Source organism: Campylobacter concisus, from assembly GCF_002913715.1.
Taxonomy (GTDB): domain Bacteria; phylum Campylobacterota; class Campylobacteria; order Campylobacterales; family Campylobacteraceae; genus Campylobacter_A; species Campylobacter_A concisus_AG.
In genome coordinates this window covers 1-22,139 of record NZ_PPCE01000005.1, presented here as the reverse complement: position 1 = coordinate 22,139, position 22,139 = coordinate 1, and the positions used below count along the sequence as shown (strand labels likewise).

Sequence of the window (22,139 nt, the reverse complement as noted above, 5' to 3'; positions counted from 1 at the left end):
AAGGCTAAATTTCCACGCAAACTGTATGCATCTTGGCTTTATCATTTACCATAGCGTAGAGTCTACTGGCATGATCTGATCTGTAACTAAGCCAAAATTTCAAACTCTATTTTTTTAGTAGCAAGCTATTTCTAGCGCTTATCAAAACTGGCTTATTTTTGTTGTTTGCGAGTAGAATTTAACCATCGACTTAAGGAAAATGCTCCATGTCACTGGTTTTAAACTTAAATATCATCTCGCCACTTTTCACCTCAATGGCATAGAGATATCCGTCATTGCCAGCGGCGCCAAATTAAAGCATTCGCCCTCCTTAACATCTCACATTTAGTGATTGCTAGTTTTCTTAGTTATCTCTGCCAGCTTCTTAAATTTATTAAGATTGTGGTCTAAATTTGGCGAAGAATGGATCAAATTTAAAAGCGCACCGAGTTAAGTTTGATAAAATTTGCCAAAATCCAGCAGATTAAAGGACTGATATGTTTTTAAAGTTAAACCAGATCGCTCAAAAGTTAGATCAAATTTTCTTGCCACTAGAGCAAGAGGGTATGACTGGCATGAGACTCTTGCTTCAAAATGATATTAAAGCCACCGCACAAGCACTTAAAAACGGCACAAGAAGCTCTTGGCATAAATTTCCCAGCTAAATTTACAAAGCTTTTAAGCAAATTTGACCTTGGAAATTTTGAAATTTGCAATGTCAAATTTGGCTCCAAAGGCGATTACGTGAGTGAGCTAGTACGGCTAAATAGCGTAGATGAGTTTGGTGGCAAATGGTGGAACGGCGAGACTCGCCCTTTAAATTTAATAGTCTTTGCCGTGGGTGATCCGTGGATATTTTTGCTTGATTGCACGAGTGGCGCGGTCTATGCATGGCTCTTTGGAGATGAGGAGCTTTGCGGTAGATGCATCGCAAGCGACTTTGAGAAATTTTTCATAGCACTTGCTAGCATCGATATAGTAAGGTTAAATGAAGAAACACTGCCATCAACCCAGCATATCCTAAATTTTGTCCAAGCAGACGACACAGCACGTCCTTTCTGGCAAGAGATGGCGCAAATTTAGTAAATTTAGACTCACTCTAGCCAAATCCTCTTTTATAAATTTATCCTAGTGATCGAAACAAAAATCACATTTCATAAATTTAGTTTCGATATGTAACGCTCATCGCCTAAAATAAAAATATAAAAATAAATTTAAATAAAAATTTTTTCTAGGAGAGTTAATATTCAACTACAAAAATTTGACGAATAGGAGCCAAAATGAGCGAGTATATCGAAAAAACGATGGAGTGGATAAAAAAGACCAATCCGGGTCAAGGCGTCTTTGTCCAGGCTGCGACCGAGGTGCTAAACAGCCTCGAGCCGCTTATAAAAAGAGAGAGCAAGTACCAAAAACACGCGATCCTAGAGCGCATCGTGATACCCGAGCGCACGGTGATCTTTCGCGTCACGTACACAGGCGACGACGGCAGACCGCAGGTAAATAACGGCTACCGCGTGCAGTTTAACTCAGCCGTCGGCCCCTATAAAGGCGGCATCAGACTGCATCCTAGCGTGGATCTTGGCGTGCTAAAATTTCTAGGATTTGAGCAAATTTTTAAAAACTCGCTCACCGGCGTAAATATCGGCGGCGCAAAAGGCGGCAGCACCTTTGATCCAAAAGGCAAAAGTGAGGGCGAGATAATGCGCTTTTGCCAGGCGTTTATGAGCGAGCTTTACCGCCACATCGGCAACACCGTGGACGTGCCCGCAGGCGACATCGGCGTTGGCGCGCGCGAGATCGGATATATGTTTGGGCAGTACAAAAAACTTACGGGCAGGTTTGACGGCATACTCACGGGCAAAGGCCTAAACTGGGGCGGCAGCCTAGCGCGCACGGAGGCGACCGGATACGGGTTAGTTTATTTTACGCAAAATATGCTGCAAAAAGCAGGCCTGGGACTAGAGGGCAAAAAATGCAGCATAAGCGGTAGCGGAAACGTCGCCATCTACACGGTAGAAAAGCTCTATCAAGTAGGCGCGCTGCCTATCACGGTTTCTGATTCAAACGGATACGTTTACGACGCCGAGGGCATCGATCTAGCGGTGCTTAAGGAGCTAAAAGAGGTCAAACGCGCGCGCCTTAGCGAATACGTCAAATTTAGACCGAACGCAAAATACGTAAGCGTGAGCGAGTACAAAGAGGGCAGAAACGGCGTGTGGGACGTGCCGTGCGACGGAGCGTTTCCGTGCGCGACACAAAACGAACTGCATCTAGCCGACATCAAGACGCTCTACGCTAACGGCTGCCGCTTCGTGGCTGAGGGTGCGAACATGCCAAGCACGCTTGATGCGATAAATTTCATGCTAGCGCAAAAGGATTTTTACTTCGCTCCGGCAAAGGCGGCAAACGCGGGCGGCGTGGGCACGTCAGGCCTTGAGATGATGCAAAATGCCGGCATGACCGCATGGAGCTTTGAAAAGGTCGATCACAGACTGCACGGCATAATGAATCATATCTTTGAGCTTAGCTACGAGACTAGCAAGGAGTTTGGCGACGAGGGAAATCTGGTGCTTGGCTCAAATATCGCGGGCTTTCGCAAGGTGGCCGATGCCATGATAGATCAGGGATATGTGTAGGGCTGATTTTAGCTCTTGCTCTATAAATTTGCGTCCAAGCTAAATTTGGACGCAAATCAATATGAAATAAGTTTGGGCTTTTAGCTAAAAGAGAGTTTGCTTTTTGTATAGCAAATTTTACTGACAAACTATCAAATTTACGCTGGATTGAAGCATTGTATATATATGGATTTGAAGCTCACCTAAATTTAAAATATTGATACTAAGGTGGCGAGCAGATTACTATTTTTAGAGCACTTAATAGAAATTTTGTCAAAAAAGCTGGCGTGGTGGCAAATGGTGGAGTGGCGAGGTTTGTGCAACAAATTTGAAAGTTTTTGCCATGGATGCTTTTGCTTGATTGCACGAGTGGTATGTTTATGTGTGACTGTTTAAAGATGAAGAAATTTGTAGCGCGCGCGTTGTGATCGAGAAATTTTTATAGTGTTAGCTGGCATCGATATAGCAAGGCAAAATGAAGAAGTCCTGACAGAGAACGGGCAAACACTAAATTTTATCCAAGCAGATTATAGGGCATTTGATTTTTGCCAAGAAATGGCTTATAAAATTTAGTAAATTTATGCTCACCCAGCCTAAATTCTCTTTTATAAATTTAAGCAGATACCAATAAAGCGTTTGCCTTTTTGCAAGAGATAATTAAAAATTTTATAAATTTAAGCTACAAACAAGCGAATTTTTTAGCAAATTTATACAGCTACTAGGCGAAATTTAGCTTAAAATGCTAAGCACAAGTACCATAAACTTAAAAATTCACAAGAAGTTATCAAATTTACTCTAACAGGTTACCCTTACCTAGCCAAATTTCAGCAAAGTGCCCATGTAATGGTTGGCAGAAAAAGGATGGAGCAAATTCTAGTAAGCAAAAATTAAAATTTGTTACATTTAATCCACGAACAAGCAAATTTATCGTCAAATTTGGTCGCCACATAAAACCAAGAGTAGTCAAAGCTTTTTGTAAAAAGTATTATTAAAGCGATATCCCATTACCAAATTTAGCTAGATATTAGGCAAAATTTGGCTTAAAAACACTCACGCAAGCACTAAAAATTTGTAAGCTCGCAAGAAAGTCGATTTGCCTAGATTATTTTCAGCACAACATCCATGCAAGCGATAACAAAGCGGGTAAATTCCAGCAAGTAAAGACCAAAATTTACTAAATTTAAACCACATCCAAATTTTGCCTATCAAATTTAATCATAATGTATATCAACCCTGCAAACACCTTTGCGTAAATTTAACACATACAAAAATGATAGGATTTTTGAAAATAATTATTTATAAGTTTTTGTATTAAAAAATTTAATGTAAGAAAGAGCAAGCTAGCACCTGCTCTTTGTTAGAATTTAACCCTTTTTTGGAGTTACAAGCATATTTACATAACGACCTTCTATTATAGGCTCTTTGTCGCGATCAGCCTCGTCTTTAATCATCTCCCAGACCTTCTCAAGCATGGCTACGCCAGCCTCTGGGGTGCTCATCTCGCGACCCTTTAAAAATACACGAAATTTAACGTGTTTGCCATCTTGCAAAAACTCGCTTGCGTGTTTAACCTTATAGTTTATATCGTTTTGGGCGATCTTGACAGAGAGTTTTATCTCTTTTATCTCGATGGTTTTTTGCTTTTTCTTGGCCTCTTTTTGCTTTTTCTCTTGCTGATAACGGAATTTACCATAGTCCATTATCTTGCAAACTGGCGGCTTCGCATCTGGCGCTATAAGCACTAGATCAAGCCCAAGCTTATTTGAGATCTCTAAAGCCTCTTCTCTTGAGATGACACCGTATGCCGTGCCATCATCCCCTACACATCTTACCTCTCTCGCCCTTATGTCCTCATTGAGCAATACTTCATTTTCCTTACTCAAAAATGTACCTCACTAAGTTTCTCCTTCGTTAAATTTATAAATTCCGCCAAGCTCATATCGCTCTGCGTCCTAGCCTGTCTGTCGCGTAGCGCAACGCTCTTGTTTGCTACTTCGTTATCACCTAGCACGACTATCATAGGCACCCTTTGTTTTTCAGCCGTTCTTATTCTTTTATTTAAACTCTCATTTTTACTTGCGATCTCGCTATCGACGTTGATCTTTCTTAGCTCGCGTGAAATCTCTTTTGCGTAGTCTAAATGCGCGTCGCTAATAGGCACGATGACGACTTGCGTAGGAGCTATGAAAAATGGTAGCTCACCAGCAGTGTGCTCAAGTAAAATTCCTATAAATCTCTCAAAACTGCCAAGTAAGGCTCTGTGAAGCATTACTGGGCGTTGTCTTTCGTTATTTGCATCGATGTAGCCTAGATCAAAGCGCTCTGGCAAGTTAAAATCGACTTGTATCGTGCCGCACTGCCACTTTCTCTTAAGCGCGTCAGTTATCTTAATGTCGATCTTTGGTCCGTAAAATGCACCACCGCCCTCGTCGATACCGTATTTAAAGCCATTTTCATCAAGCGCTTCTTTTAGCGCTTTGGTCGCAGTTTCCCAAATTTCATCCCCACCGATCGCTTTAGCTGGTTTGGTTGAAATTTCCATCTCGTAATGAAAGCCGAAATTTTCCATTATTTTGCCAGCAAATTTTAGAATTTCTAGGATATTTTCTTTGATTTGGCTCGGCATACAAAAGATGTGCGAGTCGTCTTGTGCAAATTCGCGAACTCTAAAAAGTCCATGTAAAACGCCACTTTTTTCATGACGATGCACTACGCCGTATTCGAAAAATTTAAGTGGTAAATCGCGGTAAGAGCGGATGTCACTTTGATAGACTTTGATGTGACCAACGCAGTTCATCGGCTTGATGCCATACTCTGTCTCGTCGATCGTCGTAAAGTACATATTTTCTTTATAGTTTGCGTAGTGACCGCTTCTTCTCCACACATCAGCCTTTAAAAGCTCTGGCCCACGCACTGGCTCGTAGCCACGGTCGCGGTGAGCTTTGTATAGAAGTTGCTCTAGTTTTGATCTTAAGCGTCCACCATTTGGTAACCATATCGGCAAGCCGCCACCCACTTCTTCATCAAAAGTAAATAGTTTCATCTCGGTGCCAAGCTTTCTATGGTCACGCTTTTTAGCCTCTTCGATTATGCGGATATGCTCTTTTAAACTCTCTTTATCTGCATAAGCTGTGCCATAAATTCTAGTTAGCATCTCACGGCTCTCATCGCCACCAAGATAAGCTCCAGCCACGCGTGTAAGCTTGAAAAATTTTAAAAATTTAGTATTTGGTACGTGTGGTCCGCGGCAAAGATCTTCAAAATCGCCTTGTGAATAGCTGCTCACTTCGCCATCTGGAATTCTTTTTAAGACCTCTTGTTTTAGGTCGTCACCTTTAAATTTCTCACTCATATTAGCTTTGGTCGAGCAGGTTTTGATGATATCAATTTTCTTCTCAGCAAGCTCTTTCATCTTATCTTCGATTGCAGCTAGATCGCTCTCGCCTAGCTTTGTGCCCTCATCATCAACTCTAAAATCATAATAAAATCCATCTTCTACATTTGGTCCAACAAAGAATTTTGCCTTTGGATAGAGTGATTTGATAGCTTGCGCCATTAGGTGTGCACAGGAGTGTCTGATAACGTGTAGTGCTTCTTTTGAGTTGTCAAAATAGATAGGCTCAGCACTACTTTCTTGCCCTGCGATACTTTGAGTATCGACTATTTCGCCATTTAGTTTGTATGCGATGATATCGCTCATTGTTTTTCCTTATATCAAATTGTCTTTTTTACGATAAAAGAACGATTAAGGATTTTATCTAAATGGGCTTTAAGCTAAACTTAATATTTACTAAGCAAATTTTTATAAATTCTTTTTAAATCCACAAGCTTTGATCTATAAAATTATTTATAAAATATATATATTTATATTTAAATGTGTAAATCCCTAAATTTAAAGCTTTTTATTTATATAATTTATTATATTTTAAGATTATGCCTGATAATATTTGTTCTTGAAATGAATTTAGCAATTTCTCGTCTTTGCATTATTTAAATTCATTTTTCTCCCGACAATATTTAGTGCTAGGAAGTGGTTAGCCTAGCACTTTTTATTCTGCAAAATTTATTAGCGTTGGCCGTACTATCTTTGTATAATCTTTTGTATTTAAAATGATCGATCTATCAAGTAGCCCCGCATTAAATGCGATCTCATCGTTTCTTTGTAGTAACCTTTCATCAACTACGATGTGTAAATTTTTATGAAAGCTAAATGGTGGCACTGAACCAAAAACACAATCTGTCAATGCCAAAACCTCATCTGGACTAGCTAGGCTTGTCCTTTTGCCGTCAAATTTTTGTGTCAAGCTATTAAGATTTGCTTGCATATCGGCTGGCAAAATAGCCAAGACATAAGCTTTACCAGCCTTCATCGCTGGCTTCTCATCGCTTAGCAAATAATCATTTAGCACATTTTCATCTTTAAAAATTTGCCTAAATTTTTCCTCATCCGCTCCTTTAATAGAGCAAACTAGAGCCTTTGCGCCTTGGCTCATCTTTGTTCCTCTAAGTTTTGCCACCTCTTCTGAAGTGGTCGCACTCTCATGATTTAGGACTTTAAATTTGGCTTCATTCTTGCTAAGAAGCTCATAGATCTTATTAAAAATTTGCTCAGACACAGCTCTTTCCTTTGGATAAATTTTAGTTAAAATTATACCGCTAAAACTTACAAAAGGCAGGAAAATGCAGATAAATTTAGATGATATAAAGATTGAGCCAAGTTGGAAAGAGGTGCTAAAAGATGAGTTTTTGAGTGAAAATTTCGCGCGTATCAAAGAAAATTTCTTAAAAGTAAAGAGTGCTGGCACCGTCTATCCACCAAGTGCGCTTATATTTAATGCATTTAACCTAACGCCATTTCACGATGTCAAAGTCGTAATCCTAGGACAAGATCCATATCACGGCGCAAATCAAGCCATGGGATTAAGCTTTTCAGTACCTAGCGGCGTGAGAGTCCCGCCAAGTCTTGTGAATATCTATAAAGAAATTTATGCCGATCTTGGCATAAAAGAGCCAAATAGCGGCGATCTCACAAAATGGGCAAAGCAAGGCGTACTACTTCTAAACTCAACTTTAAGCGTTAGCGCTGGAGTGGCAAATTCTCACGCAAGCTTTGGCTGGCAGGGCTTTACTGATGCTGTAATAAAAAAGATAAGCGAAAATTTACAAAACGTAGTTTTTATGCTTTGGGGCAACCCAGCTAGAGCCAAAGCACCGCTCATTGACGCTAGCAGACACCTCATTTTAGAAGCAGCCCACCCAAGTCCGCTAGCTCGTGGGGCATTTTTTGGCTGCCGTCACTTCTCAAAAGCAAATATCTACCTAGCAAACCATGGCAAAATGCCAATAGACTGGGATCTAAACATAAAAATTTGATCTACTTTTTTAGATCATTTAAAAGTTTGTTTGTCTCTTCAAGCTTTCTTTTGCAAAATTTCTCATCTTTGTTTTGCAAAATTATGGCTTCTTGGCCGCTTTGTCTTTGTTTAAACTCATCAAATTTAAGCTCAAAAAGTCTTAACGCCTTTTCATCGTTTGCGAGTCGTTTGCTCTCTTTGGCATAGAGCTCGTCAAGATATAGCCTGCTTTGCTTGATATATTCATTGCAAACATCGTTTGCATGGACTAAATTTACGCCAAGCAAAAGGGCAAAAATGGCTATTTTTCTCATGTTTTTCCTTGAAATTTTTGCGTTATACTAGCCTTTAAGCACTTAAATTTTAAAATGCTTTTTCAAAAAAAGGATAAAAAATGAGACGAAAAGATAGAGAGCTAAGCCGTGAAGATGGCCTAAAAATCATAGATGAATGCGAATATGCGGTAATTTCATGCGTGGATGATGAGGGAGAAATTTTTAGCGTACCGATCTCGCCAGTAAGAGTTGGTGAAAGCATTTTTATACACGGAGCTACCGCTGGCTGTAAGGCAAAACTGCTTCAAGATGGACGAAAAGTGGAATTTGTCTGCGTTAGTTTCAACAAAGTCCCACACCTAAATGATGGCGAGCTAGAGGCGATACAAGATGACGGCAAGGCACTTGGTGGTAAGGTCTTTACAACCGAATACAAAAGTGCGATCGCAAAAACAAGAGCCTACGAGGTCGAGGACGAGGCCAAAAGATATGAAATTTTAAAAATTCTTAGCCAAAAATACACAGCATATGCGATGAGCACATTTGACGTGGCTGCGGAGTATGGGCTTGGGATCATAAAAATTTATGAGCTAAAGATAGAGAGCCTTAGTGCAAAGGCTAAAATTTTGCCAAAACCAGCAAATTAAAGGAAGAAATTTGAGCTCACTTGCACTGATGTTTAGACCAAAAAGCTTGGATGAAATTTGTGGACAAAAGGCAGTTAAAGCAGCATTTTTAAAATTTATAGCCTCTAACAAAATCCCACACTCCATCTTTTATGGTCCAGCAGGCTGTGGCAAGACGAGCTTTGCAAGAGCAGTAGCAAGCGGCGCAAACTACGACTTTTACGAGTTTGATGGCGGAAATTTAAAGATAGATGACTTTCGCAAAATTTTAAAAAACTACGAAAACGCCCTAAATAAGCCGCTCTTTTTCATAGACGAGATCCACCGCCTAAGCAAAACCCAGCAAGAAGCGCTACTAATCCCCATGGAAAACTACAAAGCCCTAGTCATCGGCGCTAGTACGGAAAATCCCTTTTTCACCCTAAGCTCAGGCATCAGAAGTCGCTCGATGCTCTTTGAGTTTAGGCCGCTTAGTAGTGGTGATTTTGAGGAGCTTCTTGGCAAAATCAAAGAGCAAATTTCATTTAGCATAGACGAGGAAGCAAAAGAGTATCTCTTTAAAAGTAGTGGCGGCGACGCAAGAGCTATGCTAAATTTACTTGAATTTGCCATCACGCTTGATGAAAATGTGAGTCTGGAAAATTTAAAAACGCTTCGCCAAAACGCCCTAAAAGAGGGAGCAAAAGAGGATGACACGCACTACGAACTAGCAAGTGCTTTTATAAAAAGTCTGCGTGGAAGCGACGAAAACGCCGTTATCTACTATCTCGCAAGGCTCATAGACTCTGGCGAGAGTGCGGACTTCATCGCTAGAAGGATGGCGATATTTGCCAGCGAAGACATCGGCAACGCAAACCCAAATGCGCTAAATTTAGCCGCAAGCACGCTAAGCGCGGTAAAAGAGATAGGCTTTCCAGAGGCTAGGATCATACTGGCTCAGTGTGCTATCTATCTAGCTAGCTCGCCAAAGTCAAACTCCAGCTACAACGCGATAAATGCCGCTCTAAGATACGTGCAAAGCGAAGAAATTTTAAAGATCCCGCCATATCTAAAAAATCACACAAAAGAGAGCAAAGACTACCTTTATCCGCATGATTTTGGCGGCTGGGTCGAGCAAAAATACCTAGAAAAACCGCTCGTTTTTTACAAAAGCAAGGGCATAGGCTTTGAAAAAACGCTAAATGAGTGGCTAGAGAAAATAAAATCCAAGGGTTAAATATTAGGCTTTACTCTGTCAATTTGAAAGGGTTCTTTTAAATTTAAAGATAGAATACGTGCCTTGGGGTAGATTAACGACGGCTTATAGCAGAGTAAGCGGATTTCCAGAAATTTTTAAACGGCTTTGGGCGGCGATTGGCGAGAAAATTTGACGCAAAGTTTGGCTACCAGCAAGTCAAACAGCGGACAAAATATGGCAAATCAGCAAATAACAATGAAGTAAAATTTAGCGTCAAAGCCTTTTAAACGCCTTTGATAAAATTTTTAGCAAAACCAATAGCCAAATACGTTTTACCAAGTTATATCCGCGCAATAAAGATTGCAAATTTCTCGTAAAAGCCGTTTGAAACACGCAAAAATCTAATTTTAAAATCCAAAAATCAAGAAATAATTTTAGCCATTCTAAACCTTCACTGTGGGATAAATTTAGAAATTATCAATCAAAAAACGCCTTAGAGCGTAAAAATATTGGTCGTAAAATCTTGCTAGTAAAAGCAAGTTCACAGCGAGTAAGCCGAAACTAGCACAAAATTTTAAACCAAGCTAAAAAATTTTTCTTATTTATTTTAATTTTATATTTTTTTAAATATACTCGCTCTCTAAACTACACCAATGAAAGTTAAGAAAATGCCTACAAATTTTGCTGAAATTTTAAATAATTGTGTTGAAAGTATAAATTCATTTCTTTGGGGTCCATACTTCCTTATCGCCCTACTTTGCGGCACCGGACTATTTTTTACTATTAGGCTTGGGTTTGTTCAAATTTTTAAGTTTAAAATGGGCCTAAGAGAACTTTTTGGGAATTTCTCGCTTCACGGCGAAGCTGCTGGCAAGGCTGGTATGAGCCAGTTTCAAGCAGTTGCAACTGCGATCGCCGCACAAGTTGGCACTGGCAATCTAGTAGGTGCGACAACAGCACTTATCATGGGTGGTCCTGGAGCGATTTTTTGGATGTGGTGTGCTGCGTTTTTAGGCATGGCTACAAATTTTGCTGAAATTTGCCTAGCTCAAATTTACCGCACGAAAGATGACAGCGGTCACACGATAGGCGGTCCAGCATTTTATATAAGTCGTGGATTAAAGGGAAAATGGGCAAAAATTTTAGCTGGATTTTTCGCTATCGCCATCATTATCGCACTTGGCTTTATCGGAAATATGGTGCAAGCAAACTCGATCTCAGACGGCTTTAAAGGTGCCTTTGGTATACCTCAGTGGATAACTGGAGCTTTTTTAGCAATCGTCTGTGCGGTCATCTTTATAGGTGGCGTAAAGGCGATCGCAAGAGTGGCTGAAAAGATCGTGCCTTTGATGGCTTTACTTTATGTAGGTGTTGGACTAATCATTATCGCTTTAAATTTTCACGAAATTCCAGATGCAGTTTTGCTTATCTACAAAGCAGCATTTGATCCTTCAGCTGCGTGGGGTGGAGCGACTGGAGCTAGTATAGCAGCTGCGATGAGATACGGCATAGCAAGGGGCCTTTTTAGCAATGAAGCTGGCATGGGCTCAACTCCACACGCGCACGCCGCAGCTAATGTCAAACACCCGGTCGATCAAGCAGTACTTGGTATAATGAGCGTATTTGTAGATACTTTTATCGTTTTAAATATAACCGTTTTTGTAGTACTTACCGCAAATGTCATCAGCTTTGAAAACGGCAAGGCAGTCTTTACAGGTATCACCTTGGTGCAAGAGGCTTTCTCATCGCATATCTTTGGTAAGGTTGGCGGATATAGTTTCGTGGCTGTTTGCCTATTTTTTTTTGCATTTACAACGATTCTTGGATGGTACTATTTTGCTGAGATTAACGTAAGATACCTTCTTGGGGCAAAGGCGGTCAGGGCGTTTCAAATTTTGGTAGTCGTTTTTGTCTTTTTGGGAAGCTTGCAAAAGGTTGATTTTGTCTGGAGCCTAGCAGATATGTTCAATGGCTTGATGGTCGTACCAAATTTAATTGCCATCATCATTTTAAGCCCTATCGTGGCAAAGCTTTTAAAAGATCACGATGCTGGCAAAGAGTATGATGTGAAAGATTATTTGAAATAAATCTTTACCGCATCTTTATAAAATTGACTAATAATTAATTTTTAAATCTCTTGTTTGGGATGTTTTATTAGAAGTGGTGGCCCCGAATGGACTCGAACCATCGACCACTACCATGTCAAGGTAGTGCTCTACCAACTGAGCTACGGGACCAAAGATTTGGGATTATATTTTATTTTCTATTTTATTTAGCTTAATTCTTTAGTAATTAAATTTATTTATAAGTAGTAAATGTAATGGATAAATTTAGATTTGGAAAAGCAAATATATCTTTGAACTTTCAGTAAAAGCATGATTATCATAAACAATCAAAACTTAAATCAATCACTCATTTAAACTAAATTTTTAGCTAAAGCCTCATTAAAATAGACCAAAAAGCAGTTCTTACCATCTTTGTATTTATACTTCATCTCACAACCATGACGAGTAAAAATTTGATTTGCTATATATAGCCCAAGCCCTAGTCCAGCGCCTGAAAATTCACTTTTACGATTAAAAGCTTTATTAAAATCAAGCCTTTCATCATCTATCTTATCACCATAGCTTACTACCATAAAATGGTCGTTGGAAATTTCCAAAAATACCTCTTTTTTGGAGTATTTTAAAGCATTGTCTAGTAAATTTTTTAATGCTGTAGAAAATAACTCAAAATCAACATTTAAAATAGGAGAAATTTTTAAATTTCTAACCCTCACACGCTCTTTATCTACAGCAAATATCAGATCTATAGCGTGATCTATTATGTCTATTAAGCGGTATTTATTTTTATTTAGGCTTAACTCATTTGAGCTAAATTTCTCTATCCTAGTAAGCTCGCTTAAGATAAGCTCTTCTCTTAGAAAAATTTGCTTAAGATCATCTTTAAATTCTTCGTCATTTATAATATCTGAGATGATCTTGCCTTTCATCACTGGTGTTCTAAGCTCATGCAACACATTTCTTAAAAAGAGCTCTTTAGCCTCTTTTAAGTCATTTAATTTTTTCATAGTTTTGTTAAACTCATGAGCTATCTCACCAAGCTCATCGTGACTACTGATATCTACTTTTTTCGCCGTATCCACTCCGATAGCTTGTATCTGTTTTTTTAAATTTCTAAGCCCTAAAAGCTTACGCATAAGCACAATAAAAAAGATTATAGTTATGCCATTTATCGATGATACTAATAGCCAAAAACTAGCCATTGAAAGCACTTTTGTATCTTCAAGGGCAGGTATTTTATCTGCTTGCATAAATCTACCATAGTCTTCAGTTTCAACACCTGCTTTAAATAAAAAATTTAAAATAGATTTACTAGGATTAGATATTTGTCTTGGCACAAAGTAAAATTTATCTCTAAATTTATACATATCACAATAGCTATCTTGCAATATTATTTTGCCACCTTTTATTATCTCTTTATTTGAAATTTCAGCATATTTTAGATCGATCTCTTTTAGTGATTGCAACACTTTTTCGCCACCCTCAACCCTTATATGCATACCAAGTAAAAATCTTTGAAAGACTGAGTATTCAAGCTCTTGTAGGCTTCTTTTGTATTCTATAAAAAATATTACATTAATAACAATTATTGTCACGCAGAATAAAAATGAGATTAAATTTACGATTGAGAGTTTAGGCATTGATGAATTTATACCCTACGCCGCGCACAGAATGGATAAATCGTGGGTTTTTAGGGTTGTCACCTATCTTTTGTCTTATACGACCGACAATGACATCTATGCTCTTTAACCCGCTTTGAAATTTAACTGAGTCTATATTTAAAAGTAGATCCTATCTTGATATGACATAGCCCTCTTTTTCAAACAAAAAGACAAATATATCATACTCTGCATGAGCTAAAAATACCTGCTCGCCATCTTTTTTAATAATGTGTTTGTCTTTGTCTATACTAAAAATTTTCTTTGATTCCTGCTCTTTTATACCTCTTCTAAGTATCGCTTTGATCCTAAAAGCAAGCTCAATAGGTTCATAAGGTTTTGCTAAGTAATCATCTGCACCAAGCTTAAAGCCTTTTACTTTATCTAAAATTTCAGATCTAGCTGAGGAAATGATAATAGGAAGCGTTGGATGAGTATTTCTAACTAGCTTACAAACATCAAGCCCATCCATATCAGGCAAGGACAAATCAAGTACCAAAGCATCATATTTTAGTCCTTTTTCTAGGATATTTAGCCCATCAAGTGGGTTATATGCCATAGTTGTTTCTATCTCTTCAAGCCTAAGCATTCGTGCAAGTAGTTTTGCTAACTGCTCGTCATCTTCTATCAATAAAATTCTTATCATTTAGGGATTATAACAAATTTATAATAATTACTTTTAAAATTTTAAACTATATAATATTTTTAAGTTTGTTACCAAGAATTTACCATATTCATTTTCATTTATTGTTATGATTCCATTAATTTTTAAAAGTTGTTCTATTTGAGCCAACAAACTATAAAAGGAGATAAAATGCAAAACTCAAGAAGAAGTTTTCTAAAAATGGGTATGGCTGGAGCTAGTACTTTAGCTCTAGGTGGTATCAACGCTAACGCTGCTGCTAATGAAAAAGACGTTAAATTTGATGAAGAATATGACGTTGTCATCGTAGGTACTGGCTTTTCAGGACTAGCTGCTGCTATAAAAGCTAGTGAGCGCGGTAAAAAGGTGCTTATCCTTGAAAAAATGGGACGTACAGGCGGCAACTCCGTAATAAATGGCGGAAATATGGCTGCTCCTATGAATAAATTTCAAGTAGCCCAAGGCATCAAAGATAGCAAAGAGCTCTTTATAGCAGATGCTGTCAAAGACGGACTTGGACTAAATCACACAGAGCTTTTAAGCACAATGTTTGACAGAAGCAATGACGCTGTAAATTTACTAATCTCATGTGGAGCTGACTTTTTAGAAAAATTGATATTTGAAAGCGGACACAGCGTAGCAAGAAGCCTTCAAACTTCAAACGGCTCAGGATCTGGCTACATCCAACCAATGCTAAATAAACTAAAAGATAATCCAAACGTGACTATAAAAACAAGGGCTAAATTTGATAAATTAGTCGTTGATGATAGTGGTAAAGTCATAGGTGCAATCGGTAGAGAAAACTATAAATTTGATGCAAAATTATTTAGTGATGACTTAGAAAATAAATCAGGTGATCAAAAAGCTTACAAAGCAAAAAGTGGCGTACTTCTAGCAGCTGGTGGCTTTGGACGTGACCTATGGTACCGCCAAATTCAAGATCCACGTATCGTTCCAACAATAGACAGCACAAACCATCCAGGCTCATCAGCTGGTGCTATGCTAGAGGCCACAAGGATCGGTGCTTTAACACTTCAAACATCTTGGATTCAGTTCTTACCTTACTGCTCACCAGATGAAAAAGGCTTTGGAGCAGCTGTAAATTTCACCAACCACTGCTGCAATACTTATGGCATCACTGTAAATCCAAAAACAGGTGAGCGCTTCATGAACGAACACGCAGGCCGCAAGATAAAAGCTGACGCTTGCTTTGCGGTTATTGGTAAAGATGAAAACTATCCAGTAAATATCTGCGACTCACAAGCAGTTGCCGCACAAAATCCTATCTATACGTCAAGACCACTTGAGATTGGTGTTGTAAAGAAATTTGAGACGATAGATGAACTTGCAGCTCACTTTAAAATCCCAGCCGATAAGCTAAAAGAAACTATCGCAAAATATAACGAAGGTGTAAAAGCTGGTAAAGATGAATTTGGTAAACCAGTCACAAAGCTAAATGGTATCGATGTTTCAAAAGCACCATTTTATGCAAGCCGTACTATGCCAAAAGTTCACCACACAATGGGTGGCTTAGAGATAAATACAAAAGCTCAGGTAATTTCTCACGAAACACATGAGCCAATACCTGGTCTTTACGCAGCTGGCGAAATCACTGGTGGCGTTCATGGGGCAAGCCGTCTAGGTACATATGCGATACTTGATTGCATGGTATTTGGCATGATCGCTGGAGAAAATATCTAAATTTAGTGTGCCTTTTGGCGCACTAAATTATTATTAATGCAAATTTAATCAAGCGAAGACTATAATTCCATAAAAATAAATTTAAGTAAAAATATTAGTTTTCCATTGAAATTTGATGTTTATAAAATCTTAATAGAAAGGGAAAGGGTATGAATAAGCTTAAATTCATCGCTATTTTTGCCTGTTTATTTTCGCTTCATCTCTTTGGTGCCGATATGCCAAAGGGCGATCTAAACGTCACAAAAGTAGTAGTCTCTGATGAGCTAAGAGCCAAGTATAAGATCAAACCTCATCACGAACACCTAAGCTTTGACTGCGTTGATTGTCACCAAAACCAAGGCGATAATCCTAGCAAATTTAAAGCGATCGGTGACGCTGGCTGTCTATCCTGTCATAAGAGCAAAAAACTCTTAGCCGATAGACTAAAATTCATGGATACTCTAAAAGCAAATCCTCACAACTCTGTTCACGATGGTCCGACTTTGTACTGCGACGAGTGCCACAACGAACACAAGCCATCTACAAATATGTGCTCTGAGTGCCATGAACACGAGGTGCCACAATGGATGAACGGAGTAACACCATGAAAATTTCAAAAAAATTACTAGCGCTTATAATCTTCATAAGCGGAATTGTTGGATTTTTAGTCGTTCTGCCAGTTCATTACGCGCTTGATGAGACGAGTGGGGATAAATTCTGCATCGTTTGCCACGAGATGGATCCTATGGTGATCGCCTACAACGACGATATCCACAGCGGCAAGGGCAAAACTGGCATCAAAGCAAGATGTGTAGATTGTCACATACCGCATGACAACATCGCAAAATACGCTCTAACAAAGGCGAAAAATGGCATTTTAGAGGGCTGGGTGCATTTCTTTGGCGATCCTGATGCGATTGATTGGCACAAAAACCTCAAAAACCGCGAACATTTCGTCTTTGACAACGGCTGCACAAGCTGTCACACAAATGTGATAGACAGCAATAACACTTCAGCGCAAGCTCAAAAGATGCACGCTCACTATAAAGAGCTTCTTGGCAGCGATAAAGAGCTAAAATGCGTAAGCTGTCACTACGACGCAGGCCACAGCGCTGGCTTTAGAAACTACCTTGAGTACTGGAAGCCGTCATATAAAATTTATGATAAGAAGATGATCGAAAAGAGGATCGAAACTAAGCAAAAATTCTTCAAAGATGAGTACAAACCTACAAAAGATGAGGAGGAATTTTTAAAACAAAAGGTTGAAAAAGACGCCAAAAAACCAGCTGGTGGTTTAGCTGGCTGATGAAGAAGATCTTGCTGCTCTCAAGCGACTTTGAGCAAAATGTCATCCTAAATGCATCGCTTTACCGCTTTGGGTTTAGGATGATGCAGCTAAAAAGCGCCAGCGAAGTTATCAAGGACTTTGAGTGTGGCAATGGATAAAGAAATTTAAACCTTGATCTGGTTAAATTTATAAGAGATAGCCAAAACATCACTCCCATTATGCTTTTGCTAGATGAGAGAGTCCCTAGCGTTTTTAAGAGGATTTACTACGCTAGGGTTAATGATTTTATCATTAAACCATTTTGCCCTGAAGAGTTTTTATTTCATGTTTTTAGGCTTTGCAAGGTGCTTTTAGGCTCTAAATTTGAGCTAAAAAATGGTCTGATTTTTGACAAAGACTCCCAGTGCATAATAAAAGAGGACGAGGTCATCTATCTTGGCAAAAAAGAGAGCCAGCTACTTGAAATTTTATGCAAAAACTCGCCCCACGTCGTCATCCTTGATGAGATAGATCATCACCTATATAAAAACGAAACCTTATCGCAAGATCGCATAAGATCGCTCGTGCGAGAGATAAGAGCAAAAATCCCAGCCATCTGCCTAAAAACCATACGAGGCACTGGATATAAGGTGGAGTGAGGGGGTTTAGTCAAATTTAGATCTTATTTGGAGTTAAATTTCTATACTTTTGGATCAAATTTGCTTAAATTTGCAAAAGCTCTTGCCTTGTTTGGCTATTTTGACTTCAACGATTTTCACAGCACTTTTGATAAATTTGCCTTGCCAAAGCACCGCCTTTTTTTCTCTTAGCAGTTTGCCGTATTCGTATATCTCGTCAAATTTCTTACATAAAGCCATATCATTTTTGTTATAGCAGTTTTTGAAATTTGCCAAGTACCAGTAAGCTGATCTTAAAACGGCCTGCGTGCCACATTATCGCTTTTTCAGCCTGTACTAAAATCAATAATTATAACGGCTTTTCTATGTGGATTTGTGACGCCATTGCACCATCAAGAAAGAATTTGTATAAATTTATAGCAAGAGTTGGCTTTACACCAACTCTCTTATGCTTTTTGTTAGCTCCAAGCTCGCTTCGATCTCAGCGCGCTTTGCCATGACGCTTTCTATATTTATGCTTAAGTTTAGCCCATTTTCATCGCCAAATTTCTTTAGCTCGCACCAAATTTCTTTGATGATCTCGCAGCTACTAGCTAGGTAGTCGGAGCTTAAATTTAGCCTCTCCTCAACCGAGTTTGGCACGCTCACTCCGAGCCATTTGATAAATTCAAGCGTTTTTGAATTGCCAGCTGTGCTAAATGTAAGAAATATCGGCTCGCTTATCTTTGCAGCCGCGCAATCCTCTAAAAATTTACGCGCTAGCTGTGCGTCAAAGATCGCTTGCGATATGAAAAATTTAGCCCCAGCTGCGATCTTTTCGCGCATCCTTTGCGGCTCATCGCCCTTTTTGCCGTGGCGCTCTGCGATACAAACACCGCCCACTACCAACTCTTTAAATTCGCTAGCGATCTCGTAAGCGCGAGCTAAATTTAGCCTCACTTTTTGCGTGCTAGAAGCTGCCCCCACTAGCACGTTTAAATTTGAGCTTTGAGCCTTAAGTGCTGCGCGAAATTCATCCTCGCCGTATCCGCTAGCCACGCGGTAAAATATACTAGGTGTTGCGACGTTTAGGTACTTTTTGTAGTAAATTTCTGGACTTAGCGTCCCACTAAACTCAAATGTCCTCTCGCTATCATTTCTCTCGCTCTCGTCTTGCACCTCGTAAAGCACGAGCCCGTCTGCCTTGATATCATTTATCCGGCCCGTCCAGCGCTCTGAGATCTCACGTAGCTTTGACTCTTCAAATTCAGCCTTTGGTGGCGTGAGACCATAGAGCACGAGCCCTTTTTCTTTATTTAAAATTTTCTCTTTTAGCATTTTCTCACTTTTGAACTAGATCAGCCCTCATCACCACGCCAACAGAATTTCTTGACGACATGCAGACAAACTCGTCTTTTAGGTATTTCGCGTCGGCTCGCCAAAAGCTCACGATATTTGCCACGTCGGCATTTTGCTTTTTAGCAGCTATCATATATCTTTTTATGACGTCGACAAAAGCCTCTTGGCAATAGCCCTTTATATCTCCGCTATCAGTGATAAATCTTTGAACCTTTACATTTGCCTTGATGACACTTTTATTTTGGTCGTTTGAGCCAAACTCAAGCCTCACATTTTCAAAGCCTGCTAGCTCTTTTTTGGCAGCTTCTAAATTTAAAGCCTCGCTGATACTATAGATATTTGTTTGTTTGTATGCACCTTTGTTGAGTGGTATAGAGTGGCGTCCAGAACTACATCCGGACGCAAAGATAACTAATATTACAAATAGAAAAATCCTTTTCATTTTCCAAATCCTTTTTAATTAAATTTTATAGACCTCTTACGATCTTGACAGCTTCTACCATGTTTTTAAGGCTTGGCTCGACCTCTTCCCATTTTCTGGTTTTTAGGCCGCAGTCAGGGTTGATCCAGAGTTGCTCTTTTGGCAAGACCTCAAGCAGAGCTTTGATCTGAGCGACGATCTCCTCGACACTTGGCACGCGCGGGCTGTGGATGTCGTAAACGCCAGGTCCGACCTCTTGTTTGTAGCCAACGGCTTTGAAAATTTTAAGTAGCTCGTTGCCACTTCTTGCAGTCTCGATACTGATAACATCAGCATCCATAGCCTCGATAGTCTTAATAATATCGTTAAATTCAGAGTAGCACATATGCGTATGGATCTGAGTTTTTGCCTCTGCTGAGCTTACTGAAAGCTTAAAGCAATCAACCGCAAATTTCTCATAAGCTGGGATATTTTCAGCTCTTAGCGGATAGCCCTCTTTAAACGCTGCTTCATCGACTTGGATCACTCTGATGCCTGCATTTTGCAGGTCTGCAATCTCGTCGTAGATACAAAGCGCAAGCTGTTTTGCCACCTCGCTTCTTGGCAGATCATCACGCACAAAGCTCCAGTTTAGCATAGTCACAGGACCTGTTAGCATGCCCTTCATTACGTGTTTTGTGATACTTTGAGCGTATTTCATCCACTTAACAGTCATCGGCTCTGGGCGGCTTACGTCACCAAAGAGAAGTGGTGGTTTGACGCAGCGGCTGCCGTAGCTTTGTACCCAGCCATTTTGGCTAAATGCATATCCGCTGATCTGCTCGCCAAAGTACTCGACCATGTCGTTTCTCTCTGGCTCGCCGTGTACTAGCACGTCTAGGCCGATATCTTCTTGGAATTTCACGCAGTGATCGATGTATTTTTTGATGCCTGCTTCATAAGCAGCTGCGTCGATCTCGCCTTTTTTGAAATTTTGGCGAAGTACGCGAAGATCAACCGTTTGAGGAAAGCTGCCTATCGTTGTTGTTGGCAAGATGCCGTAGTTTAGCGTTTCACGTTGGATTTTGATGCGGTCTTCAAATTTCTCGTCACGCTCAAATTTGCTTAAATTTTTAACACGTTTTTGAACGCTTTCAGAGTGGATGAGCTTTGAAGTAGCGCGAGTTTTAACTGCATTTTTGTTCTCTTCATAAATTTTTGTTTCGCTCTCATCAAGCTTCTCGCCATTTGCAAGTTTTGTGATGATCTTGATCTCATCAAGCTTCTCAACCGCAAAGCTTAGCCAGCTTTTGATCTCTGGGTTTAAATTCTCTTCATATTTTAGAGTGTACGGCACGTGAAGAAGTGAGCATGAAGTGCCGATGTAAAAGTCTTTGCTGCCTATTTTTTCTGAAATTTCACGAACGAGTTTTACTTTTTCATTGATGTTGCTTTTCCAGATATTTCTGCCATCTATCACGCCAGCAAATAGCGTTAAATGGCTATTTTTGATAGTCTCAAGTGCCTCGAAATTTCTCTTGCCGTGGATGAAGTCAAGAGCGATGCCATAAATTTTAGTTTTAGCCACTTCGCTAACCGCCTTGATCGCATGCTCAAAATATGTCGCAAACACGATTTTGATGTTGTTTGCAACGCCTGTTAGCTCGTTATAAACCTTTGTGATAATTGACAAAAGATCGCTTTCATTTTTGTCAGTTACAAAGATCGGCTCGTCAAACTGCACTAAAATTTCATCATCAAGCTTAGAAATTTGCTCAAGTAACTTTTTGTACTCGCCTACAAGTGCATCAAGGTGCTTAAATGGGCAGCTGCCGTCAGTCGTCTTTGAAAGAGCCAAAAATGTGATAGGACCGATCAAATTTACCTTGCCTTTTACGCCGTTAGCCTTCGCCTCTTTGTATTCATTTAAAATTTTGTCCGCTTTTAGGCTAAATTTGCTCTCGTTGCTAAGCTCTGGCACGATGTAGTGGTAGTTTGTGTTAAACCACTTTGTCATCTCCATCGCAACGCCATTTTTGTTGCCTCTTGAGCAAGCAAAATATTGCTCCAAGCCGCTTAAATTTGCAAATCTTGGAGGCGTAGCGCCAAAAGCGATGATGTTATCAAGCATTAGGTCGTAAAATGAAAAATCATTAACGCTAATGGCTGAAATGCCAGCGTCTTGTTGATATTTCCAGTGTCTTTGGCGAAGCGTCTTTGCAGTCTCTTGCAAATTCTCTTCACTAAAGCCCTCTTTGCCAGCCCAAAAGCCCTCTAACGCACGCTTTAACTCTCTTTTTTCTCCGATTCTTGGAAAACCTAAAACATAACTTTTTATCATTTTTATCCTTTTTAAATTTCTTTTTTTAATTAAATCTGTACCCTGCACAGCAACCTTGAACGTGCAGTGGGGTAGGTGGGGG

The 22,139-nt window shown here is 39.6% G+C and carries 23 protein-coding genes, 1 tRNA gene and 1 pseudogene; 12 read left to right on the top strand and 13 right to left on the bottom strand.

Features of this window, described 5'->3' with window-relative positions; all coding sequences use genetic code 11:
* Positions 1-190: 190 nt before the first annotated feature.
* Positions 191-274, bottom strand: a pseudogene (locus CYO92_RS09490) (hypothetical protein); the annotation flags it as partial.
* A gap of 202 nt (positions 275-476) precedes the next feature.
* Between CYO92_RS09490 and CYO92_RS09485 the strand changes: the two are divergent.
* The 3 genes from CYO92_RS09485 to gdhA all read left to right on the top strand — a co-directional run bounded on the left by CYO92_RS09485 (position 477) and on the right by gdhA (position 2,618).
* A complete protein-coding gene (locus CYO92_RS09485) occupies positions 477-644 on the top strand; it encodes a hypothetical protein (RefSeq protein ID WP_258030515.1) in 168 nt (55 codons plus the stop codon).
* Positions 574-1,062, top strand: coding sequence for an SMI1/KNR4 family protein (locus CYO92_RS02770; protein WP_258030514.1), 489 nt, complete (start codon positions 574-576; stop codon positions 1,060-1,062). Before CYO92_RS09485 ends, CYO92_RS02770 begins: the two co-directional genes overlap by 71 nt.
* Before the next feature lie 197 nt (positions 1,063-1,259).
* Positions 1,260-2,618 carry an NADP-specific glutamate dehydrogenase gene (gdhA, locus tag CYO92_RS02765; protein ID WP_103588547.1) on the top strand — a complete coding sequence of 453 codons (1,359 nt, stop codon included), beginning with the start codon at positions 1,260-1,262 and terminating at the stop codon, positions 2,616-2,618.
* Between the two features lie 1,343 nt (positions 2,619-3,961).
* On the opposite strand, the gene infC is transcribed toward gdhA, so the two are convergent.
* The 3 genes from infC to CYO92_RS02750 form a co-directional block, all read right to left on the bottom strand.
* On the bottom strand, positions 3,962-4,480 hold the full coding sequence (gene infC, locus CYO92_RS02760) for a translation initiation factor IF-3 (protein WP_087586816.1): 519 nt from the start codon (positions 4,478-4,480) through the stop codon (positions 3,962-3,964).
* Complete coding sequence (gene thrS, locus CYO92_RS02755) at positions 4,477-6,297, bottom strand: threonine--tRNA ligase (protein ID WP_103588548.1); 1,821 nt, start codon at positions 6,295-6,297, stop codon at positions 4,477-4,479. Before thrS ends, infC begins: the two co-directional genes overlap by 4 nt.
* 349 nt (positions 6,298-6,646) lie before the next feature.
* Positions 6,647-7,213 carry a YbaK/EbsC family protein gene (locus tag CYO92_RS02750; protein ID WP_103588549.1) on the bottom strand — a complete coding sequence of 189 codons (567 nt, stop codon included), beginning with the start codon at positions 7,211-7,213 and terminating at the stop codon, positions 6,647-6,649.
* Between the two features lie 64 nt (positions 7,214-7,277).
* Between CYO92_RS02750 and ung the strand changes: the two genes are divergently transcribed.
* Positions 7,278-7,970, top strand: coding sequence for a uracil-DNA glycosylase (gene ung, locus CYO92_RS02745; RefSeq protein WP_103588550.1), 693 nt, complete (start codon positions 7,278-7,280; stop codon positions 7,968-7,970).
* A 1-nt stretch (position 7,971) separates the two neighbouring features.
* Here the strand turns inward: ung and CYO92_RS02740 are convergent, their stop codons facing one another.
* Positions 7,972-8,265, bottom strand: coding sequence for a hypothetical protein (locus tag CYO92_RS02740; RefSeq protein ID WP_103588551.1), 294 nt, complete (start codon positions 8,263-8,265; stop codon positions 7,972-7,974).
* An 80-nt stretch (positions 8,266-8,345) separates the two neighbouring features.
* Here CYO92_RS02740 and CYO92_RS02735 point away from each other — a divergent pair, with 80 nt between their 5' ends.
* The 3 genes from CYO92_RS02735 to CYO92_RS02725 all read left to right on the top strand — a co-directional run bounded on the left by CYO92_RS02735 (position 8,346) and on the right by CYO92_RS02725 (position 12,116).
* Entirely contained in the window at positions 8,346-8,873 is a 528-nt protein-coding gene (locus tag CYO92_RS02735) for a pyridoxamine 5'-phosphate oxidase family protein (protein WP_103588552.1), read from the top strand.
* 28 nt (positions 8,874-8,901) lie between these two features.
* Positions 8,902-10,068: a replication-associated recombination protein A gene (locus CYO92_RS02730; RefSeq protein WP_258030517.1), complete on the top strand. Its 1,167-nt coding sequence runs from the start codon at positions 8,902-8,904 to the stop codon at positions 10,066-10,068.
* Positions 10,069-10,697: 629 nt separating this feature from the next.
* Positions 10,698-12,116, top strand: a complete 1,419-nt coding sequence (locus CYO92_RS02725; RefSeq protein WP_087577252.1) for an alanine/glycine:cation symporter family protein — start codon at positions 10,698-10,700, stop codon at positions 12,114-12,116.
* A 74-nt stretch (positions 12,117-12,190) separates the two neighbouring features.
* Here CYO92_RS02725 and CYO92_RS02720 read toward each other — a convergent pair.
* The 4 genes from CYO92_RS02720 to CYO92_RS02710 all read right to left on the bottom strand — a co-directional run bounded on the left by CYO92_RS02720 (position 12,191) and on the right by CYO92_RS02710 (position 14,396).
* A tRNA-Val gene (locus tag CYO92_RS02720) sits at positions 12,191-12,266 on the bottom strand.
* A gap of 179 nt (positions 12,267-12,445) precedes the next feature.
* Complete coding sequence (locus tag CYO92_RS02715) at positions 12,446-13,732, bottom strand: ArsS family sensor histidine kinase (protein ID WP_103588554.1); 1,287 nt, start codon at positions 13,730-13,732, stop codon at positions 12,446-12,448.
* Complete coding sequence (locus CYO92_RS09605) at positions 13,725-13,868, bottom strand: winged helix-turn-helix domain-containing protein (RefSeq protein ID WP_343218562.1); 144 nt, start codon at positions 13,866-13,868, stop codon at positions 13,725-13,727. The genes CYO92_RS02715 and CYO92_RS09605 overlap by 8 nt, the downstream gene beginning before the upstream one ends.
* Positions 13,869-13,883: 15 nt before the next feature.
* A complete protein-coding gene (locus CYO92_RS02710) occupies positions 13,884-14,396 on the bottom strand; it encodes a response regulator transcription factor (RefSeq protein ID WP_343219194.1) in 513 nt (170 codons plus the stop codon).
* Between the two features lie 168 nt (positions 14,397-14,564).
* Between CYO92_RS02710 and CYO92_RS02705 the strand changes: the two genes are divergently transcribed.
* The 5 genes from CYO92_RS02705 to CYO92_RS02690 all read left to right on the top strand — a co-directional run bounded on the left by CYO92_RS02705 (position 14,565) and on the right by CYO92_RS02690 (position 17,999).
* The gene (locus tag CYO92_RS02705) at positions 14,565-16,094 is read left to right on the top strand and encodes a flavocytochrome c (RefSeq protein WP_103588555.1); all 1,530 of its coding nucleotides are present in this window, start codon (positions 14,565-14,567) and stop codon (positions 16,092-16,094) included.
* A 149-nt stretch (positions 16,095-16,243) separates the two neighbouring features.
* Positions 16,244-16,681, top strand: coding sequence for a cytochrome c3 family protein (locus CYO92_RS02700; RefSeq protein WP_103588556.1), 438 nt, complete (start codon positions 16,244-16,246; stop codon positions 16,679-16,681).
* Positions 16,678-17,379, top strand: a complete 702-nt coding sequence (locus CYO92_RS02695; RefSeq protein WP_103588557.1) for a cytochrome c3 family protein — start codon at positions 16,678-16,680, stop codon at positions 17,377-17,379. The genes CYO92_RS02700 and CYO92_RS02695 overlap by 4 nt, the downstream gene beginning before the upstream one ends.
* Entirely contained in the window at positions 17,379-17,519 is a 141-nt protein-coding gene (locus CYO92_RS09315) for a hypothetical protein (protein WP_180996974.1), read from the top strand. Before CYO92_RS02695 ends, CYO92_RS09315 begins: the two co-directional genes overlap by 1 nt.
* Before the next feature lie 66 nt (positions 17,520-17,585).
* Positions 17,586-17,999, top strand: coding sequence for a winged helix-turn-helix domain-containing protein (locus CYO92_RS02690; protein WP_180997985.1), 414 nt, complete (start codon positions 17,586-17,588; stop codon positions 17,997-17,999).
* A gap of 54 nt (positions 18,000-18,053) precedes the next feature.
* Here CYO92_RS02690 and CYO92_RS02685 read toward each other — a convergent pair whose 3' ends face one another.
* The 4 genes from CYO92_RS02685 to metE form a co-directional block, all read right to left on the bottom strand.
* On the bottom strand, positions 18,054-18,218 hold the full coding sequence (locus CYO92_RS02685; RefSeq protein ID WP_180997839.1) for a hypothetical protein: 165 nt from the start codon (positions 18,216-18,218) through the stop codon (positions 18,054-18,056).
* Positions 18,219-18,410: 192 nt separating this feature from the next.
* Complete coding sequence (locus CYO92_RS02680; RefSeq protein ID WP_103588559.1) at positions 18,411-19,295, bottom strand: methylenetetrahydrofolate reductase; 885 nt, start codon at positions 19,293-19,295, stop codon at positions 18,411-18,413.
* A gap of 4 nt (positions 19,296-19,299) precedes the next feature.
* Entirely contained in the window at positions 19,300-19,758 is a 459-nt protein-coding gene (locus tag CYO92_RS02675; RefSeq protein WP_103588560.1) for a hypothetical protein, read from the bottom strand.
* Between the two features lie 25 nt (positions 19,759-19,783).
* Positions 19,784-22,057, bottom strand: coding sequence for a 5-methyltetrahydropteroyltriglutamate--homocysteine S-methyltransferase (gene metE / locus CYO92_RS02670; protein ID WP_103588561.1), 2,274 nt, complete (start codon positions 22,055-22,057; stop codon positions 19,784-19,786).
* Between the last annotated feature and the right edge of the window lie 82 nt (positions 22,058-22,139).

Excerpts from the sequence above, each read along its gene's own strand:
- CYO92_RS09485 (WP_258030515.1), top strand. The coding sequence starts at position 477 with ATGTTTTTAAAGTTAAACCAGATCGCTCAAAAGTTAGATCAAATTTTC.
- metE (WP_103588561.1), bottom strand. The coding sequence starts at position 22,057 with ATGATAAAAAGTTATGTTTTAGGTTTTCCAAGAATCGGAGAAAAAAGA.
- CYO92_RS02730 (WP_258030517.1), top strand. The coding sequence starts at position 8,902 with ATGTTTAGACCAAAAAGCTTGGATGAAATTTGTGGACAAAAGGCAGTT.
- CYO92_RS02770 (WP_258030514.1), top strand. The coding sequence starts at position 574 with ATGATATTAAAGCCACCGCACAAGCACTTAAAAACGGCACAAGAAGCT.
- CYO92_RS02675 (WP_103588560.1), bottom strand. The coding sequence starts at position 19,758 with ATGAAAAGGATTTTTCTATTTGTAATATTAGTTATCTTTGCGTCCGGA.
- CYO92_RS02725 (WP_087577252.1), top strand. The coding sequence starts at position 10,698 with ATGCCTACAAATTTTGCTGAAATTTTAAATAATTGTGTTGAAAGTATA.
- CYO92_RS02680 (WP_103588559.1), bottom strand. The coding sequence starts at position 19,295 with ATGCTAAAAGAGAAAATTTTAAATAAAGAAAAAGGGCTCGTGCTCTAT.
- CYO92_RS09315 (WP_180996974.1), top strand. The coding sequence starts at position 17,379 with ATGAAGAAGATCTTGCTGCTCTCAAGCGACTTTGAGCAAAATGTCATC.
- CYO92_RS02685 (WP_180997839.1), bottom strand. The coding sequence starts at position 18,218 with ATGGCTTTATGTAAGAAATTTGACGAGATATACGAATACGGCAAACTG.
- gdhA (WP_103588547.1), top strand. The coding sequence starts at position 1,260 with ATGAGCGAGTATATCGAAAAAACGATGGAGTGGATAAAAAAGACCAAT.
- CYO92_RS02695 (WP_103588557.1), top strand. The coding sequence starts at position 16,678 with ATGAAAATTTCAAAAAAATTACTAGCGCTTATAATCTTCATAAGCGGA.
- CYO92_RS02705 (WP_103588555.1), top strand. The coding sequence starts at position 14,565 with ATGCAAAACTCAAGAAGAAGTTTTCTAAAAATGGGTATGGCTGGAGCT.
- CYO92_RS02700 (WP_103588556.1), top strand. The coding sequence starts at position 16,244 with ATGAATAAGCTTAAATTCATCGCTATTTTTGCCTGTTTATTTTCGCTT.
- CYO92_RS02740 (WP_103588551.1), bottom strand. The coding sequence starts at position 8,265 with ATGAGAAAAATAGCCATTTTTGCCCTTTTGCTTGGCGTAAATTTAGTC.
- ung (WP_103588550.1), top strand. The coding sequence starts at position 7,278 with ATGCAGATAAATTTAGATGATATAAAGATTGAGCCAAGTTGGAAAGAG.
- CYO92_RS02710 (WP_343219194.1), bottom strand. The coding sequence starts at position 14,396 with ATGATAAGAATTTTATTGATAGAAGATGACGAGCAGTTAGCAAAACTA.
- thrS (WP_103588548.1), bottom strand. The coding sequence starts at position 6,297 with ATGAGCGATATCATCGCATACAAACTAAATGGCGAAATAGTCGATACT.
- CYO92_RS02735 (WP_103588552.1), top strand. The coding sequence starts at position 8,346 with ATGAGACGAAAAGATAGAGAGCTAAGCCGTGAAGATGGCCTAAAAATC.
- CYO92_RS02715 (WP_103588554.1), bottom strand. The coding sequence starts at position 13,732 with ATGCCTAAACTCTCAATCGTAAATTTAATCTCATTTTTATTCTGCGTG.